The 15,052-nt window shown below is 71.5% G+C and carries 13 protein-coding genes; 10 read left to right on the forward strand and 3 right to left on the reverse strand.

The genetic code is table 11. The features are described 5' to 3' along the window. Positions 1–68 precede the first annotated feature (68 nt). On the forward strand, positions 69–2,348 hold the full coding sequence (locus HCU73_RS08190) for an NADP-dependent malic enzyme (protein WP_168622929.1): 2,280 nt from the start codon (positions 69–71) through the stop codon (positions 2,346–2,348). A gap of 6 nt (positions 2,349–2,354) precedes the next feature. Here the strand turns inward: HCU73_RS08190 and HCU73_RS08195 are convergent, their stop codons facing one another. Next, complete coding sequence (locus HCU73_RS08195; RefSeq protein ID WP_168622930.1) at positions 2,355–2,606, reverse strand: hypothetical protein; 252 nt, start codon at positions 2,604–2,606, stop codon at positions 2,355–2,357. Between the two features lie 402 nt (positions 2,607–3,008). Between HCU73_RS08195 and HCU73_RS08200 the strand changes: the two genes are divergently transcribed. From HCU73_RS08200 to HCU73_RS08240, 9 genes are all read left to right on the forward strand, one after another. Next, the gene (locus HCU73_RS08200; protein ID WP_168622931.1) at positions 3,009–4,907 is read left to right on the forward strand and encodes a propionyl-CoA synthetase; all 1,899 of its coding nucleotides are present in this window, start codon (positions 3,009–3,011) and stop codon (positions 4,905–4,907) included. A gap of 81 nt (positions 4,908–4,988) precedes the next feature. Further along, on the forward strand, positions 4,989–6,551 hold the full coding sequence (locus HCU73_RS08205) for a response regulator (RefSeq protein WP_168622932.1): 1,563 nt from the start codon (positions 4,989–4,991) through the stop codon (positions 6,549–6,551). Between the two features lie 39 nt (positions 6,552–6,590). Then, the gene (locus tag HCU73_RS08210) at positions 6,591–7,037 is read left to right on the forward strand and encodes a cytidine deaminase (RefSeq protein WP_476748676.1); all 447 of its coding nucleotides are present in this window, start codon (positions 6,591–6,593) and stop codon (positions 7,035–7,037) included. Beyond that, complete coding sequence (locus HCU73_RS08215; protein ID WP_168622934.1) at positions 7,034–8,344, forward strand: thymidine phosphorylase; 1,311 nt, start codon at positions 7,034–7,036, stop codon at positions 8,342–8,344. The genes HCU73_RS08210 and HCU73_RS08215 overlap by 4 nt, the downstream gene beginning before the upstream one ends. Continuing rightward, positions 8,344–9,552, forward strand: coding sequence for a phosphopentomutase (locus HCU73_RS08220; protein ID WP_168622935.1), 1,209 nt, complete (start codon positions 8,344–8,346; stop codon positions 9,550–9,552). Before HCU73_RS08215 ends, HCU73_RS08220 begins: the two co-directional genes overlap by 1 nt. 6 nt (positions 9,553–9,558) lie before the next feature. Then, the gene (locus HCU73_RS08225; protein ID WP_168622936.1) at positions 9,559–9,720 is read left to right on the forward strand and encodes a hypothetical protein; all 162 of its coding nucleotides are present in this window, start codon (positions 9,559–9,561) and stop codon (positions 9,718–9,720) included. A 1-nt stretch (position 9,721) separates the two neighbouring features. Further along, a complete protein-coding gene (locus tag HCU73_RS08230) occupies positions 9,722–10,708 on the forward strand; it encodes an adenosine deaminase (protein ID WP_168622937.1) in 987 nt (328 codons plus the stop codon). Then, positions 10,705–11,337, forward strand: coding sequence for a uracil phosphoribosyltransferase (upp, locus tag HCU73_RS08235; RefSeq protein WP_168622938.1), 633 nt, complete (start codon positions 10,705–10,707; stop codon positions 11,335–11,337). The genes HCU73_RS08230 and upp overlap by 4 nt, the downstream gene beginning before the upstream one ends. A 69-nt stretch (positions 11,338–11,406) precedes the next feature. Continuing rightward, positions 11,407–12,282 carry a hypothetical protein gene (locus HCU73_RS08240; RefSeq protein WP_210730537.1) on the forward strand — a complete coding sequence of 292 codons (876 nt, stop codon included), beginning with the start codon at positions 11,407–11,409 and terminating at the stop codon, positions 12,280–12,282. A 6-nt stretch (positions 12,283–12,288) separates the two neighbouring features. Here the strand turns inward: HCU73_RS08240 and HCU73_RS08245 are convergent, their stop codons facing one another. Both HCU73_RS08245 and HCU73_RS08250 read right to left on the reverse strand, forming a co-directional pair. Continuing rightward, positions 12,289–13,305: a hypothetical protein gene (locus HCU73_RS08245; RefSeq protein ID WP_168622940.1), complete on the reverse strand. Its 1,017-nt coding sequence runs from the start codon at positions 13,303–13,305 to the stop codon at positions 12,289–12,291. An 86-nt stretch (positions 13,306–13,391) separates the two neighbouring features. Continuing rightward, positions 13,392–15,026, reverse strand: a complete 1,635-nt coding sequence (locus HCU73_RS08250; RefSeq protein ID WP_168622941.1) for an AMP-binding protein — start codon at positions 15,024–15,026, stop codon at positions 13,392–13,394. Between the last annotated feature and the right edge of the window lie 26 nt (positions 15,027–15,052).

A 15,052-nucleotide genomic window follows, 5' to 3' on the forward strand; every position in this document is an offset into this window, starting at 1 on the left:
TTGCGCCGCGTTCCGGGTCTGGGCCAAAGAATGTTTAACGTTAAACAAATCCGAGGCGGGAGGGTGTCATGAGCGACGACAAGCAGGACGGGTTGCGCGCCGCGGCGCTGTTCTACCACGAGCATCCGAAGCCCGGGAAACTGGAGATCCGGGCGACCAAGCCGCTAGCCAACGGCCGCGATCTCGCCCGCGCCTACAGCCCCGGCGTGGCCGAGGCCTGCCTTGAAATCAAGGCCGATCCCGCCAATGCCGCCCGCTACACCACGCGCGGCAACCTCGTCGCCGTGGTGTCGAACGGCACCGCGGTGCTGGGCCTCGGCAACATCGGCGCGCTGGCCTCCAAGCCGGTGATGGAGGGCAAGGCGGTCCTGTTCAAGACCTTCGCCAACATCGACTGCTTCGACATCGAGCTGAACGAGCCCGACCCGGTCAAGCTGGCCGAGATCGTCTGCGCGCTGGAGCCGACCTTCGGCGCGATCAATCTCGAGGACATCAAGGCGCCGGATTGTTTCATCGTTGAACAGATCTGCCGCGAGCGGATGAACATTCCCGTCTTCCACGACGACCAGCACGGCACCGCCATCGTGGTGGGCGCCGCCGCCACCAACGCGCTGCGCGTGGCGGGCAAGCGGTTCGAGGACATCAAGGTCGTCTCGACCGGCGGGGGGGCGGCGGGGATCGCCTGTCTCAACATGCTGCTGAAGCTGGGCGTCAAGCGCGAGAATGTCTGGCTCTGCGACATCCACGGCCTCGTCCACGAAGGCCGCGACATCGACATGAACCCGCAGAAGGCGGCCTACGCGCAGGCGACCGACGCGCGCACCCTGTCGGACGTGATCGATGGCGCCGACCTGTTCCTCGGCCTCTCCGGCCCCGGCGTGCTGAAGCCCGATATGGTCGCCCGCATGGCGCCACGGCCGATCGTGTTTGCGCTGGCCAACCCGACGCCCGAGATCCTGCCCGACGAGGTCCGCAGCGTCGCGCCCGATGCCATCATCGCCACCGGCCGCAGCGATTTCCCGAACCAGGTCAACAACGTCCTGTGCTTCCCCTTCATCTTCCGCGGCGCGCTCGACGTGGGCGCGACCGAGATCAACGACGCCATGCAGATCGCCTGCATCGAGGGGATCGCGGCGCTGGCCCGCGCCACCACCAGCGCCGAGGCCGCCGCCGCCTATGCCGGCGAGCATCTGACCTTCGGCCCCGACTACCTGATCCCGAAACCCTTCGACCGCCGCCTGATCGGCGTGGTCGCCAGCGCGGTCGCCAAGGCCGCGATGGAGTCGGGCGTGGCGACCCGCCCGCTCGATGACCTCGACGCCTACCGCGAGCGGCTGAACCAGTCGGTGTTCCGCTCGGCCCTCATCATGCGGCCCGTGTTCGAGGCCGCCCGCACCGCCGAGCGCCGCATCGTCTTTGCCGAGGGCGAGGACGAGCGCGTGTTGCGCGCGGCGCAGGCGATGCTGGAGGAAACCACCGACAAGCCGATCCTGATCGGCCGCCCCGAGGTGATCGACACCCGGATCGAGCGCGCCGGCCTCACGCTGGTGCCCGGCCGCGACTTCGACCTCGTGAACCCGGAAAACGACCCGCGCTACCGCGACTACTGGCAGACCTACCACGGCCTGATGGCCCGGCGCGGCGTCACGCCCGACCTCGCCCGCGCGATCATGCGCACCAACACCACCGCCATCGGCGCGGTCATGGTGCACCGCGGCGAGGCCGACAGCTTGATCTGCGGCACGTTCGGCCAGTATCTGTGGCACCTGAACTACATCACGCAGGTGCTGGCGACCGACGGGCTGCACCCGGTCGGCGCGCTGTCGCTGATGATCTCGGACGAGGGGCCGCTGTTCATCGCCGACACGCAGGTCCACCCCGAACCGACGCCCGCGCAGATCGCGGAGACCGTGCGCGGCTGCGCCCGCCACATCCGCCGCTTCGGCATCGCGCCCAAGGTGGCGCTGTGCTCGGGCAGCCAGTTCGGCAACCTCGACACCGACAGCGGCCGGCGGATGCGCGCGGCGCTGGAGATCCTCGACGCCGAGGGCACCGATTTCGTCTACGAGGGCGAGATGCACGTCGACACGGCGCTGGACGCCGAGCTGCGCGAACGGCTGTTGCCGGGCAGCCGGATGGACGGGGCCGCGAACGCCCTCGTCTTTGCCTCGACCGACGCGGCGGGGGCGGCGCGCAACATGCTCAAGGCGCGGGCCGGCGGCCTCGAGGTGGGGCCGATCCTGATGGGGATGGGCAACCGCGCGCATATCGTGACGCCGTCGATCACGGCGCGCGGGCTTCTGAACATCTCGGCGCTGGCCGGAACCCCCGTCAGCACCTACGGCTGACGGGCCTCAGCCCAGCGTGATGCGGATCAGCGTGATCACCATCAGCGCGGCAGCCAACAGCGCCGAGAAGATCAGCGCCGGGTAGCCCCAGATCAGCACACCGATGGCGACGGCCGACACCGCGCCGATCACGGCGGCAAAGGCGTTGTCGACCGGGCCCTCGACCACCTCGCGCGCCATGCGGCCGATGATCGGCAGGCGGTAGGTGACGTGGCGGGTGATGTAGCGGGGCTTCGGCGCCTCGGGGGCAAGGGTCATGGCGTATCTCCTGTTCGCAAGGCGGGAGATAGGCCGATGCTGCGCCGCGGCGAGGGGCGGGGTGTCGCAGTCCTCGCAAGGGGCCCCGCGCCGGGCAGGGTTGGCGCCCGGCGCGGAACCCTGGTGGATCAGGTCGGCTTACTTGCCGGTCTTGCCGCCGCCGGCTTTCTTGGTCGTCGGTTTCTTGTCGCCCATGGGAACATTCCTCCTCCCGGCGCCCGCCCGATGCGGGCGCACAGCGGAATCGAAGCAACCAAGGCGCGAGTCGGACAAGCGGCGCCCGATCTGTTTCATCAGATGTGATCGGCGGCCCGTTAGCGCCCCCATGCGGCACTATCGCCGAATTGCGCCCGCCCCCCTGACAACGATAGAAAGTTGCGCAAGCGGAAGGAGGGACAACCCATGCGGTATGCCGAGATCTACGAGCGCGCCAAGACCGACCCCAACACGTTCTGGATGGAGGCGGCCGAGGGGGTGGACTGGTTCACCGGCCCGTCCAGGGCGCTGGTCGACGACAACGCCCCCCTTTACGAATGGTTTTCGGACGGCACGCTGAACGGCTGCTGGAACGCGGTCGACCGCCATGTCGCCGCAGGGCATGGCGACCGCGTGGCCATCATCCACGACAGCCCGCTGACCGGGTCGGTCCACAAGATCACCTACCGCGAGCTGCAGACCCGCGTCGCCAGCCTGGCCGGCGCGCTCAAGGCCAAGGGCGTGGGCAAGGGCGACCGCGTCATCATCTACATGCCGATGGTGCCCGAGGCGCTCGAGGCGATGCTGGCCTGCGCGCGGCTGGGCGCGATCCATTCCGTCGTCTTCGGCGGCTTCGCGGCCAACGAGCTGGCGGTGCGGATCGACGACTGCACGCCGAAATGCATCATCGCGGCCTCCTGCGGGATCGAGCCGGGCCGCGTCGTCCACTACAAGCCGCTGCTCGACGGGGCGCTCGCCCTGTCCCGGCACCAGCCGGATTTCTGCGTGATCTTCCAGCGCGAGCAGGAGGTGGCGCACCTCGAGGACGGCCGCGACGTCGACTGGCACGCCTTCCAGTACGGCGTCGAGCCGGCCGACTGCGTGCCGGTCGAGGGCAACCACCCGGCCTACATCCTGTATACCAGCGGCACCACCGGCCAGCCCAAGGGCGTGGTGCGCCACACGGCCGGGCATCTCGTGGCGCTGAACTGGTCGATGCGCAACCTCTACGACATGAACCCCGGCGAGGTGTTCTGGGCCGCCTCGGACGTGGGCTGGGTCGTGGGCCACAGCTACATCTGCTACGGGCCCCTGACCTTCGGCTGCACCACCGTCGTGTTCGAGGGCAAGCCCGTGGGCACGCCCGACGCCGGCACCTTCTGGCGGGTGATCCGCGACCACGGGGTCAAGTGCCTGTTCACCGCGCCCACCGCCTTTCGCGCGATCAAGCGCGAGGACCCGATGGGCGAACTGGTGCGCGACTACGACATGTCCTCGCTCGAGAGCCTGTTCCTCGCCGGTGAGCGCGCCGACCCCGACACCATCGAATGGGCGCAGGACAAGCTGGGCGTGCCGGTCATCGACCACTGGTGGCAGACCGAGACCGGCTGGGCCATCGCCGGCAACCCGCTCGGGATCGAGACGCTGCCGGTCAAGATCGGCTCGCCCTCGGTGCCGATGCCGGGCTACGACGTGCAGATCCTCGACGAGGGCGGCCACCCGATGAAGCCCGGCACGCTGGGCGCCATCGCGGTGAAACTGCCGCTGCCCCCCGGCACCCTGCCGACCCTGTGGAACGCCGAGGAGCGGTTCCGCAAGGCCTACCTCACCCACTTCCCCGGCTACTACGAGACCGGCGACGCCGGCATGATCGACGAGGACGGCTACCTCTACATCATGGCGCGCACCGACGACGTCATCAACGTGGCCGGCCACCGCCTGTCGACCGGCGCGATGGAGGAGGTGCTGGCCTCGCATCCCGATGTCGCCGAATGCGCCGTCATCGGCGTGGCCGACAGCCTGAAGGGGCAGCTGCCGATGGGCTTTTTGTGCCTGAACAAGGGCGCCAAGACCCCGCCCGAGCAGGTGGTGAAGGACTGCGTCAAGCTGGTGCGCGACCGCATCGGCCCGGTGGCCGCCTTCAAGCTGGCCGTGGTGGTCGACCGCCTGCCCAAGACGCGCTCGGGCAAGATCCTGCGCGGAACCATGGTCAAGATCGCCGATGGCGAGACGTTCAAGACGCCCGCCACCATCGACGACCCCGCCATCCTCGACGAGATCCGCGAGGCGCTCGGCACGCTCGGCTACCCCGGCAAGGCCGCCTGACCGGCCCGGCACACTCAGCTTTGAGTTGCGTCCGGGCTGCGGCTATAGTCCCGCGAGACAGGTCTCGCGGAGGATGGGCGCATGGGTGACGAGGCGGGCCGACACCAGGGCGCGGCCGCCGGCGGGCGTCCGCCCGCGATGGCGGAGACCCTGCAGCTGTTCAGCCACGACATCCGGTCGGCGATGTCGGACGTGGTGGGCGGGCTGCGGCTGGTCGACCGCGCGCGGCTGACGCCCGAGGCGCAGCTGCAGGTCGACCGGGTGCAGGCCGCCGCCGACACGCTCGCGGCGCTGGTGGACGGCGCCCTGATGGCCGCCGTGGGCGACACGCTGATCCAGCAGGACGACGCCGCCCTCGTGCTGGCGGACTGGCTCGCCGCGCTGGCCGGCCGCTGGTCCGGCCGCGCGTCCGAGGGGCGGGGCCGCTTCGCAGTCGAGCAGGCGGGCGCGATGCCGAACCGCCTTGCCGTGCCGCCGGTGACGCTCGACCGCATCCTTGGAAACCTGATCTCCAACGCGCTCAACCACGCGCCCGGCACGCCGGTCACCCTGCGGATCGAGGGCGCGCGCGGCGCAGGGCTGGCGCTGACGGTGCGGGACGGCGGCGCGGGCTACCCGCAGGCGCTGCTCGACCGGATCGGCCGGGGGGGCGACGCAGGGCCGGTGGGCGACCATGCCGGCAGCGGCCTTGGCCTGCGCATCGCGGCCGAGCTGTCGGCGCAGGTCGGCGGCACGCTGACCCTGTCGAACCCCGAGGGCGGCGGCGCGTCGGCGCGGCTGTTCCTGCCCGAGGCGGTGATCGACTGGGACGGCACCGGCCCCGCACCCTGCGTGCCGCCCGATCTGGGCGGGCTGCGCATCCTCGTGGCCGAGGACAACCTGACCAACCAGACCATCCTGCGCCAGCTGCTCGACAGGATGCAGGCCGAGGCCGTCTTCGTCGCCGACGGCGCCGCGGCGCTGGACATGCTCGACCGGCAGCCCTTCGACATCGCGCTGATCGACATCGAGATGCCGCGGCTCTCGGGCCTCGACGTGATGGCGCGGGTGCGCGCGCGCGGCGACGCGGTGGCGCGGATGCCCATGGTCGCGCTTACCGCCTACGTTCTGCGCGACAACCGCGAGGCGATCTACGCCGCGGGCGCGGACGGCATCATCGGCAAGCCGATCTCCTCGGGGATCGAGTTCGGCCGCGCCATCCTGCGCTACGCCGGCCGCCCCGCCGGCCTGCCCGAGCCCGAGGACGTGCTGGGCGGCGCGCCGGGCGATCCGGGGCTGGGCCGCATGCTCGACGAGGCGCGCTTTGCCGCGCTGCTGGCGGTGGCGGGCCCGGAGGGCGCCGAGGAGCTTCTGTCGCGCCTGCACGAGGACCTGAGCGCCACCCGCGCCGCCCTCGACGCCGGGGTGGCGGCGGGCGACATCCCCGAGATCCGGGCGCAGACCCATATCCTGATCGCGATCTCGGGCGCGGTCGGGGCCGAGCGGCTCTACCGCATCGCCGAGGTGCTGAACATCGCCGCCAAGCGCCGCCGCACCGGCGATCTTGCCGCGCTCTGGGCGCCCTGCCGCGCCGACCTCGACGCGCTCATGGCCCATGTCGAGGCCGAGGCCGCCGCCATCGGGCTTGCGCTGCCCCCCGCCTGACCGCCCGCACCCTTGCGCTGGCGAAACCGGCGGCTCACAGTGGTCCCCGACACCTCCAGGGACCGAGAGGGCACACCCATGTCGCTGATCGAAGAGGCCGCCGCGGTGCGGCACAACGCCCACGCCCCCTATTCGGGCTTCAAGGTCGGGGCGGCGCTCCGGTCGGTCGAGGGGCGGGTGCATCTGGGCTGCAACGTCGAGAACGTGGCCTACCCCGAGGGCACCTGCGCCGAGGCCGGCGCCATCGCCGCCATGGTCGCCGCGGGCGACCGCCGCATCGCCGAGATCGCCGTGATCGCCGACAGCCCCGCGCCCGTGCCCCCCTGCGGCGGCTGCCGGCAGAAGCTGGCCGAGTTCGCCGCCGGCGACGTGGTGGTCACGATGGCCACCACCGCGGGCGCCACGCTGCGCCTGACCGTCGCCGACCTCCTGCCCGGGGCCTTCGACGCGGGCTTCATGGCCAACGCGGAAAAGGGCACGCCGTGACCGACGCCCGCGCCATCCTCGCCAAGCTGCGCGACGGCGACCGCCTGAGCGAGGCCGAGATCTTCTGGTTCGCCGAGGGGCTCGCCACCGGCGAGGTCACCGACGCGCAGGCCGGCGCCTTCGCCATGGCGGTCTGCACCCGCGGCCTCGGGCCCAAGGGGCGCGTGCAGCTGACCACCGCGATGCGCGAGTCGGGGCAGGTGCTGAAATGGCGGCTCGACGGGCCGGTGATCGACAAGCATTCCACCGGCGGCGTGGGCGATTGCGTTTCTCTCCTGCTGGCGCCGGCGCTGGCGGCCTGCGGGGCCTTCGTGCCGATGATCTCGGGCCGCGGCCTCGGGCACACCGGCGGCACGCTCGACAAGCTGGAAGCCATCCCCGGCTACCGCACCCAGGTTTCGATCGAGGAGCTGCAGGAGCTGGTCGCCGACATCGGCTGCGCCATCGTCGGCGCCTCGGCCGACATCGCGCCGGCGGACAAGCGCCTCTACGCGATCCGCGACGTGACCGGGACGGTCGAATCCATCGACCTCATCACCGCCTCCATCCTGTCCAAGAAACTGGCCGCGGGGCTCGAAGCGCTGGTGCTCGACGTCAAGGTCGGCTCGGGCGCCTTCATGGCCGACGCGGCCGACGCGCTGGCGCTGGCGCAGGCGCTGGTCGACACCGCGCAGGGCGCGGGCTGCATGACCTCGGCGCTGGTGACCGACATGAGCCAGCCGCTGGTGCCCTCGGCCGGCAACGCGCTGGAGGTGATCGAGGTGATGGAGGCGCTGACCTCGGGCGACCTGACCTCGCCCCTGTCGCGGCTGACGCAGGCCCTGGGCGGCGAGGTGCTGGCGCTGGGCGGGCTGGCCGCCGACGCCGCCGACGGCGAAAGCCGGATCGCCGACGCGCTGACCTCGGGCGAGGCGGCCGAGGCCTTCGGCGAGATGGTGGCCGCGCTGGGCGGCCCGCACGACTTCACCGACCGCTGGCGCGACCGGCTGCCCGCGGCCCGCGTCATGGTCGACGTCCACCCCGGCGAAACCGGCTTCGTCGGCAAGATCGACACCCGCGCGCTGGGCGAGGCGGTGGTGCACCTGGGCGGCGGGCGGCTGAAAGGCGGCGACAAGCTCGACCTTGCCGTGGGCCTCAGCGACATCGCCCGCATCGGCGACAAGGTCGACCCGCAGCGCCCGCTCGCGCGCATCCACGCCGCCAGCGAGGAGGCCGCGCGGTCCGTCGCGGCGCAGGTCCGCCGCGCCTTCGACCTGACGGGCAGCGCGCCGGACCAGCCGCCGCTGATCCACGAAAGGATCGCCTGATGCCGCGCGCCTTTCTCGTGGTGATGGACAGCGTCGGCGTCGGCGGCGCGCCCGACGCCGCGTCCTTCTTCAACGCGGGCCGCCCCGACACCGGCGCCAACACGCTCGGCCACATCGCTGCCGCCTGCGCGCGGGGCGAGTCCGAGGCGGGGCGCAGCGGCCCCCTGCACCTGCCCCATCTCGACGCGCTGGGGCTGGGGGCCGCGATCCGGCTGGCCTCCGGCGCCCGGGGCGAGGGGCTCGACGCCGACCCCGACGGCCTCTGGGGCGCGGCGGAAGAGGTCTCGCGCGGCAAGGACACACCGTCGGGGCACTGGGAACTGGCGGGCCTGCCGGTGCCCTTCGACTGGACCTATTTCCCCGACACAAGCCCCGCCTTTCCCGACGACGTGGTGGCCGAGGTGAAGCGGCTCGCCGGCACCGACGGCATCCTCGGCAACGAGCACGCCAGCGGCACCGAGATCATCGCCCGGCTGGGGGAGGAGCACCAGCGCACCGGCTGGCCGATCTGCTACACCTCGGCCGACAGCGTGTTCCAGATCGCCGCGCACGAGGAGACATTCGGCCTCGATCGGCTGATGGCGCTATGCGAGGGGCTCGCCCCCATGCTCCACGCCCGCCGCGTCGGCCGGGTCATCGCGCGGCCCTTCGTGGGCAGCCCCGGCGCCTACAGCCGCACCGTGAACCGCCACGACTACGCGATGGAACCGCCGGGGCGCACGCTCCTCGACTGGGTCAAGGCGGCGGGGCGCACCACCTACGGCATCGGCAAGATCCGCGACATCTTCGCGGGGCGCGGGGTGGACCACTCGAAAACCGGCGCCGACCGCGACCTGATGGGGCACCTCGCCACCGCCGTGGCCGAGGCCGAGGACGGCTCCCTCACCTTCGCCAATTTCGTCGAGTTCGACAGCCTCTACGGCCACCGCCGCGACGTGGCGGGCTATGCGCGCCACCTCGAATGGTTCGATGCCGAGATCGGCCCGATCCTCGCCGCGCTGCGCCCCGACGACCTGATGCTGTTCACCGCCGACCACGGCAACGACCCGACCTGGACCGGCACCGACCACACCCGCGAGCGGGTGCCGGTGGTTGCCAAGGGGCCGTATTCGGGGCAGATCGGCATCCGCGCCTTCGCCGATGTCGGCGCGTCCGTCGCGGCCCACCTCGGCGTCACCAGCGACGGGCCGGGCCGCAGCTTTCTGTGAGGGACGATGTCTGCCTCGGAACTGATCTACTTCGTCATGACCTTCGCGGTCGTGACGCCGGCCGTCCGCTTCATCGGCCCCCTGATCGGCCGGCCCCGGACGCCGTGGCGGGGCGCGGTGATCTTCGGGCTGGTCGTGGCCGGCATCGGCTGGGCCATAGGGGCGTGACATGAGGGACATCCCCAAGGTCGAACTGCACCTCCACCTCGAAGGCGGCGCGCCGCCGGCCTTCATCCGAGGGCTGGCCAAGGAGAAATCCGTCGACCTGTCCGGCATCTTCCGCGCGGACGGCGGCTATACCTACCGCGATTTCTGGCATTTCCTGCAGGTCTACGAGGCCGCGACCAGCGTGCTGACCTCGCCCGACGACTACGCCCGCCTGACCACGGCGGTGCTGGAGGAAAGCGCGGCCAACGGCGTCGTCTACTCGGAAACCTTCCTCAGCCCCGATTTCTGCGGCGGCGGTGACGTGGGGGCCTGGCGCGAATACCTCCACGCGATCCGCGAGGCCGCCGACCGGGCCGAGGCGCAGCACGGCATCACGCTCAGGGGCATCATCACCTGCATCCGCCATTTCGGGCCCGAGCGCGCCCGGCCCATCGCGGAATGCGCGGCGCAGACGGCGGGCGACTGGATCACCGGCTTCGGCATGGCGGGCGACGAGCTGAAGGGGAAACCGGCCGACTTCAAATGGGCCTTCGACTGCGCCCGCGAGGCGGGGCTGCGCATCACCGTGCACGCCGGCGAATGGGGCGGCGCGCAGTCGGTGCGCGACGCGCTGGATGCGCTGCAGCCGGACCGGATCGGCCACGGGGTGCAGGCCATCGACGATCTGGCGCTGGTGGACCGGCTGGCCGAGGACGGCATCGTGCTGGAGGTCTGCCCCGGCTCGAACGTGTTTCTCGGCGTCTGCAAGGACTGGCGCAGCCATCCCATCGAAAAACTGCGGGAACGGGGCGTGAAGGTCACCGTCTCGACCGACGATCCACCCTTCTTCGGCATCACCATGACGTCCGACTACGAGAACCTGAACCGGCATTTCGGCTGGGACGAGGAGGTCTTTGCCGAGGTCAACCGCACCGCGCTGGAGGCCGCCTTCTGCGACGCCGCCACGAAAGAGAAGATCGCCAAGAGACTGGGGACCAAAGCGCCATGACCGAGCACCTGACCGTCGTCAATCACCCGCTGGTGCAGCACAAGCTGTCGATCATGCGGGAAAAAGACACCTCGACCAAATCCTTCCGCCAGCTCCTGCGCGAGATCAGCCTGCTGCTGGCCTACGAGGTGACGCGCGAGCTGCCGATGACCACGATGCAGATCGAGACCCCGCTCTGCCCGATGGAGGCCCCGACCATCGAGGGCAAGAAGCTGGCGCTTGTGTCGATCCTGCGGGCGGGCAACGGGCTGCTCGACGGCATCCTCGACCTGATCCCGAACGCGCGGGTAGGGTTCGTCGGCCTCTACCGCGACCCCGAGACGCTGCAGCCGGTGCAATACTACTTCAAGGTGCCCTCGGAACTGGAGGACCGGGTGACCATCGTGGTCGACCCGATGCTGGCCACCGGCAATTCCTCGGTCGCGGCCATCGACCTGCTGAAGAAGGCCGGCGCAAACAACATCCGCTTCCTGTGCCTGCTGGCCGCGCCCGAGGGCGTCGCCCGAATGAAGGCGGCGCACCCCGACGTGCCGATCGTCACCGCGGCGCTCGACAGCCACCTGAACGACCACGGCTACATCGTGCCGGGTCTAGGGGATGCGGGTGACCGCATGTACGGCACAAAATAATCCAACGCCCGCCTTTACTTGCAGGCGGGCTTGGGCCAGTCTGACCGCATAGCGACCGTGGGGGTTTGCATGCGACTGACGCGACTCATCCGGGTCGCCGCCTTGACGGCTGCCACCGTCACGGCGGGCGCCTCGATGACCCTGGCCCAGGGTGTGCCGGCGGAGATCCCGCCCGCAAGTTATTCGGGCGATCAATACACCGACAGCCGGGGCTGCATCTTCGTCCGGGTGGGCGTCGGCAGTGCCACGGAATGGGTGCCGCGCGTCGGGCGCGACCGCAACCAGCTTTGCGGCTACACGCCGACGCTGGGGGCGGGGACGGCCACCGCGGCGGCGCCGGCCGCCGACCGCACGCCGGGCGTGACCGTGATCGGCGCCGCGCCCGCGGCGACGGCCACCACCACCAGCCGCCCGGCCGCCACCGCGACCCGGCCCGCCGCCCCGGCGGCGCCCGCCGTGCGCAGCGTGGCGACCCAGCCGCGCCCCGTCGCGACCCAGCCGCGGCCCGTGGCCACCCAGCCCCGCGCCATGCCCCAGCCCGCCGCGCCGGCCGCGACCGGCCCCTGCCCGAACCTGCCCGCCGAGGTGCGCCAGTACTTCACCGGGCCGAACCCGCGCTGCGGCCCGCAGGCCGTGCACCCGGGCGACGCCGCCCGCGGCATCGACCGCACCAGCGCCGTCACCGGCGGCGGCGAGATCCGGCAGGTCGTGCGCTACGAGGTCAACCCGCCCGCGGGCTACCGCGCGGCGTGGGACGACGACCGCATGAACCCCTACCGCGGCCTCGCCTTCGCCGGCGGCCAGCGGCAGATGGAACAGGTCTGGACCAACACCGTGCCCCGCCGCCTCGTCGGGACCGAGCCGCGCGGCTTCCGCTCGCTGTTCGAGGCGCCGTCCCGGCCGGCGACGATCGTGCCCGCGCAGCTGGTGGTGGTGCGGCCCTGACGGGCGTCAGCGCCCGCAGATGTCCTGCAGGCTGACCCAGTCGGCGTCGCCGAGAAGCGGCGCCGGCGCCTGCCCGCGCATCGGATTGCCCTCGATCAGCGGCAGGACGGTTTCCCCCGACACGTCGCGCGCGAAGGCGTAGGGCTCAGACGAGATCCCCGCCGCGGCGAAGCCCGCCAGCACCGCGGCGTCGGCCACCGGCGGCGCCTCGCGCGACAGGAGCGTGGCGGCATGGGCGTGCAGCGGCGCCTCGTCGATCTCGCCCGTGGTCAGGAGCCGGAAGGTCACGCCCAGCCCCGCCTCGGACAGCAGCGTCAGCATCGGGTCGGTCGCCGCGGTCCGCGCCGCCTCGGCGATCAGGTAGCCTGCCAGCACCTCGGGGGTCTCGTAATCCTCGACCAGCGCGGCATGCGCGACCAGGATACCCCCCGGCAGGGCCAGCGTCTCGGGGATCGCGGACGGCAGCACCGCCACCCGCGGCGCGGCCTCGCCGAGCGCCCGCCGCGCCAGCCGCCCCAGCGCCACCGACCCCCGCGGGGCGGTGCAGATCGGGCCGGCAAGCCGCCCGATCTCGGCCAGGAGCCGGTTGCCGATGGCCACCCGGCTTGCCTCGGGCAACAGCGCCACGGTCTGCCGCGTCAGCGCGTCGGGCAGCCAGAACACGGCCAGCCCCAGCCCCAGCGCGCCCACCGCCGCCCCGATCCACAGCCGGAGCCGCCCCGGGTGCGGCCGCCGCCGCTCGATGGCGGCGCGCACCGTCTCGATGGCCGCGATCATGTCGCCGTCCTCGATCTCCAGCCGCTCCTCGGCCTCGGCGCCGGGGGCGTAGATCGCGGGCCGCCGCCCCGGGTTCAGCCGCGCGACGGCGGGCAGCGACCAGTGCGTCAGCGCGACCTCGGCGGGGGTGGAGATCATCAGCGTCGCGTCGCCCAGCGCCACGACCACCTCGCGCCGCTGCGCATCGGGCGCCTCGCGCCAGAGCCCGGTCGTCTCGAGGCGGCTGTATTGCGCTAGCGCGGTCATGGGGCGGGCACTGCTCGTGTCGGTTGCGGGGCAGCATAGCCTGCCGCCCCGGTTTCCTCAACGCATACCACAGCTTGTGGCGGGGCCTAGAGCGCCGCCGCGATCTTGCGAAGCTCGAACTTCTGGATCTTGCCGGTGGAGGTCTTGGGGAGTTCCTGGAACACCACCCGCTTGGGCGTCTTGAACCCCGCCAGCCGCTGCCGGACGAAGGCGATGATCTCCTCCTCCGTCGCGGTCGCGCCCTCCTTCAGCTCGAGGAAGGCGCAGGGCACCTCGCCCCAGGTCTCGTCGGGTTTCGCCACCACCGCCGACAGCAGCACGGCCGGGTGGTGCATCAGCACGCCCTCGACCTCGACCGACGACACGTTCTCGCCGCCCGAGATGATGATGTCCTTGGCCCGGTCGGCGATCTGGACATAGCTGTCGGGGTGCTGGCGCGCGATGTCGCCCGAGTGGAAATAGCCGCCCCGGAACGCCTCGTTCGTCGCGCGCGGGTTCTTGTAGTAGCCCTTCATCACCGAATTGCCGCGCATCATGATCTCGCCCAGGGCCGCGCCGTCCATCGGCACCTGCGCCATGGTCTCGGGGTCCATCACCGTGATGTGATCCATGTTCGGCATCGGCACGCCCTGCCGCGCCTTCATCGCGGCCCGGTCGTCGCCCTTGAGCGCGTCCCACTCGCCGTCCTTGAAGGTGCATTCGGTGGCGGGCCCGTAGGTTTCCGTCAGGCCGTAGACCTGCGTGATGTTGAAGCCCATCGTCTCGATCGCGGCCAGCGTCGCGGGCGCGGGCGGCGCGCCGGCGGTAAAGACCTCGACGGTGTGTTGGAACTCCCGCCGGTCGGCGGGCTTGGCGTTGACGATCATGTTCAGCACGATGGGCGCGCCGCCGAAATGGGTCACGCCCTCGTCGGCGATGGCGTCGTAGATGGCCCTGGCCGTGATGTCCCGGCAGCACACGGTGGTGCCGCCCACGGCGGGCATGGTCCAGACGTGGCACCAGTTGTTGCAGTGGAACAGCGGCACGATGGTCAGGTAGGTCGGGAACAGCGTCATCCGCCAGCTGATCGGCGTGCCCATGGTGATGAGGTAGGCGCCCCGGTGGTGGTAGACGACACCCTTGGGCCGCCCGGTGGTGCCCGAGGTGTAGTTGAGCGCCAGGCTCTCCCACTCGTCCACGGGCATGATCCAGTCGAACTCGGGGTCGCCCTCGGCCATCAGCTGTTCGTAGGTCAGGTGCCGCCCCGAGGCGTGGTAGCCGGCGGCCTCGTCCGGCACCTCGACGACCAGCGGCAGGGCGTCGTTCTCCTGCGCCTTCATCGCCTCCTCGACCACGCCGAGGAACTGGGTGTCGACCAGCACCACCTTGGCCTCGCCGTGGTCGAGGATGTAGGCGATGGTGCCGATGTCGAGCCGGATGTTGATGGAGTTCAGCACCGCGCCGCAGGCCGGCACGCCCCAGTGCGCCTCGACGTGGGGGGCGGTGTTGGGCATCACGGCGGCCACCACGTCGCCGGGGTTCACGCCGCGTTTCGCCAGCGCCGAGGCCAGGCGCGAGGTGCGGGCGTGCAGCTCGCCGTAGCTGCGCCGGACGCCCCGGTCGACCAGCGCCGTGCGGTCGGTGAAGATGCGGTTCGCGCGGGTCAGGTGGCTGAGCGGCGTCAGCGCGACATGGTTCGCGGCGCGTTTCTCCAGCCCCGTCTCGTCCTTCATCCAGCCCATCCGCCCCTCCTGTCGCGCGCAATATC

It is taken from the genome of Roseicyclus persicicus (assembly GCF_012395815.1).
GTDB classification, from domain to species: domain Bacteria; phylum Pseudomonadota; class Alphaproteobacteria; order Rhodobacterales; family Rhodobacteraceae; genus Roseicyclus; species Roseicyclus persicicus.

Coding starts and splice junctions, on each gene's coding strand:
- HCU73_RS08190 (WP_168622929.1), top strand. CDS start 69: ATGAGCGACGACAAGCAGGACGGGTTGCGCGCCGCGGCGCTGTTCTAC.
- HCU73_RS08195 (WP_168622930.1), bottom strand. CDS start 2,606: ATGACCCTTGCCCCCGAGGCGCCGAAGCCCCGCTACATCACCCGCCAC.
- HCU73_RS08200 (WP_168622931.1), top strand. CDS start 3,009: ATGCGGTATGCCGAGATCTACGAGCGCGCCAAGACCGACCCCAACACG.
- HCU73_RS08205 (WP_168622932.1), top strand. CDS start 4,989: ATGGGTGACGAGGCGGGCCGACACCAGGGCGCGGCCGCCGGCGGGCGT.
- HCU73_RS08220 (WP_168622935.1), top strand. CDS start 8,344: ATGCCGCGCGCCTTTCTCGTGGTGATGGACAGCGTCGGCGTCGGCGGC.
- HCU73_RS08225 (WP_168622936.1), top strand. CDS start 9,559: ATGTCTGCCTCGGAACTGATCTACTTCGTCATGACCTTCGCGGTCGTG.
- HCU73_RS08230 (WP_168622937.1), top strand. CDS start 9,722: ATGAGGGACATCCCCAAGGTCGAACTGCACCTCCACCTCGAAGGCGGC.
- upp (WP_168622938.1), top strand. CDS start 10,705: ATGACCGAGCACCTGACCGTCGTCAATCACCCGCTGGTGCAGCACAAG.
- HCU73_RS08240 (WP_210730537.1), top strand. CDS start 11,407: ATGCGACTGACGCGACTCATCCGGGTCGCCGCCTTGACGGCTGCCACC.
- HCU73_RS08245 (WP_168622940.1), bottom strand. CDS start 13,305: ATGACCGCGCTAGCGCAATACAGCCGCCTCGAGACGACCGGGCTCTGG.
- HCU73_RS08250 (WP_168622941.1), bottom strand. CDS start 15,026: ATGGGCTGGATGAAGGACGAGACGGGGCTGGAGAAACGCGCCGCGAAC.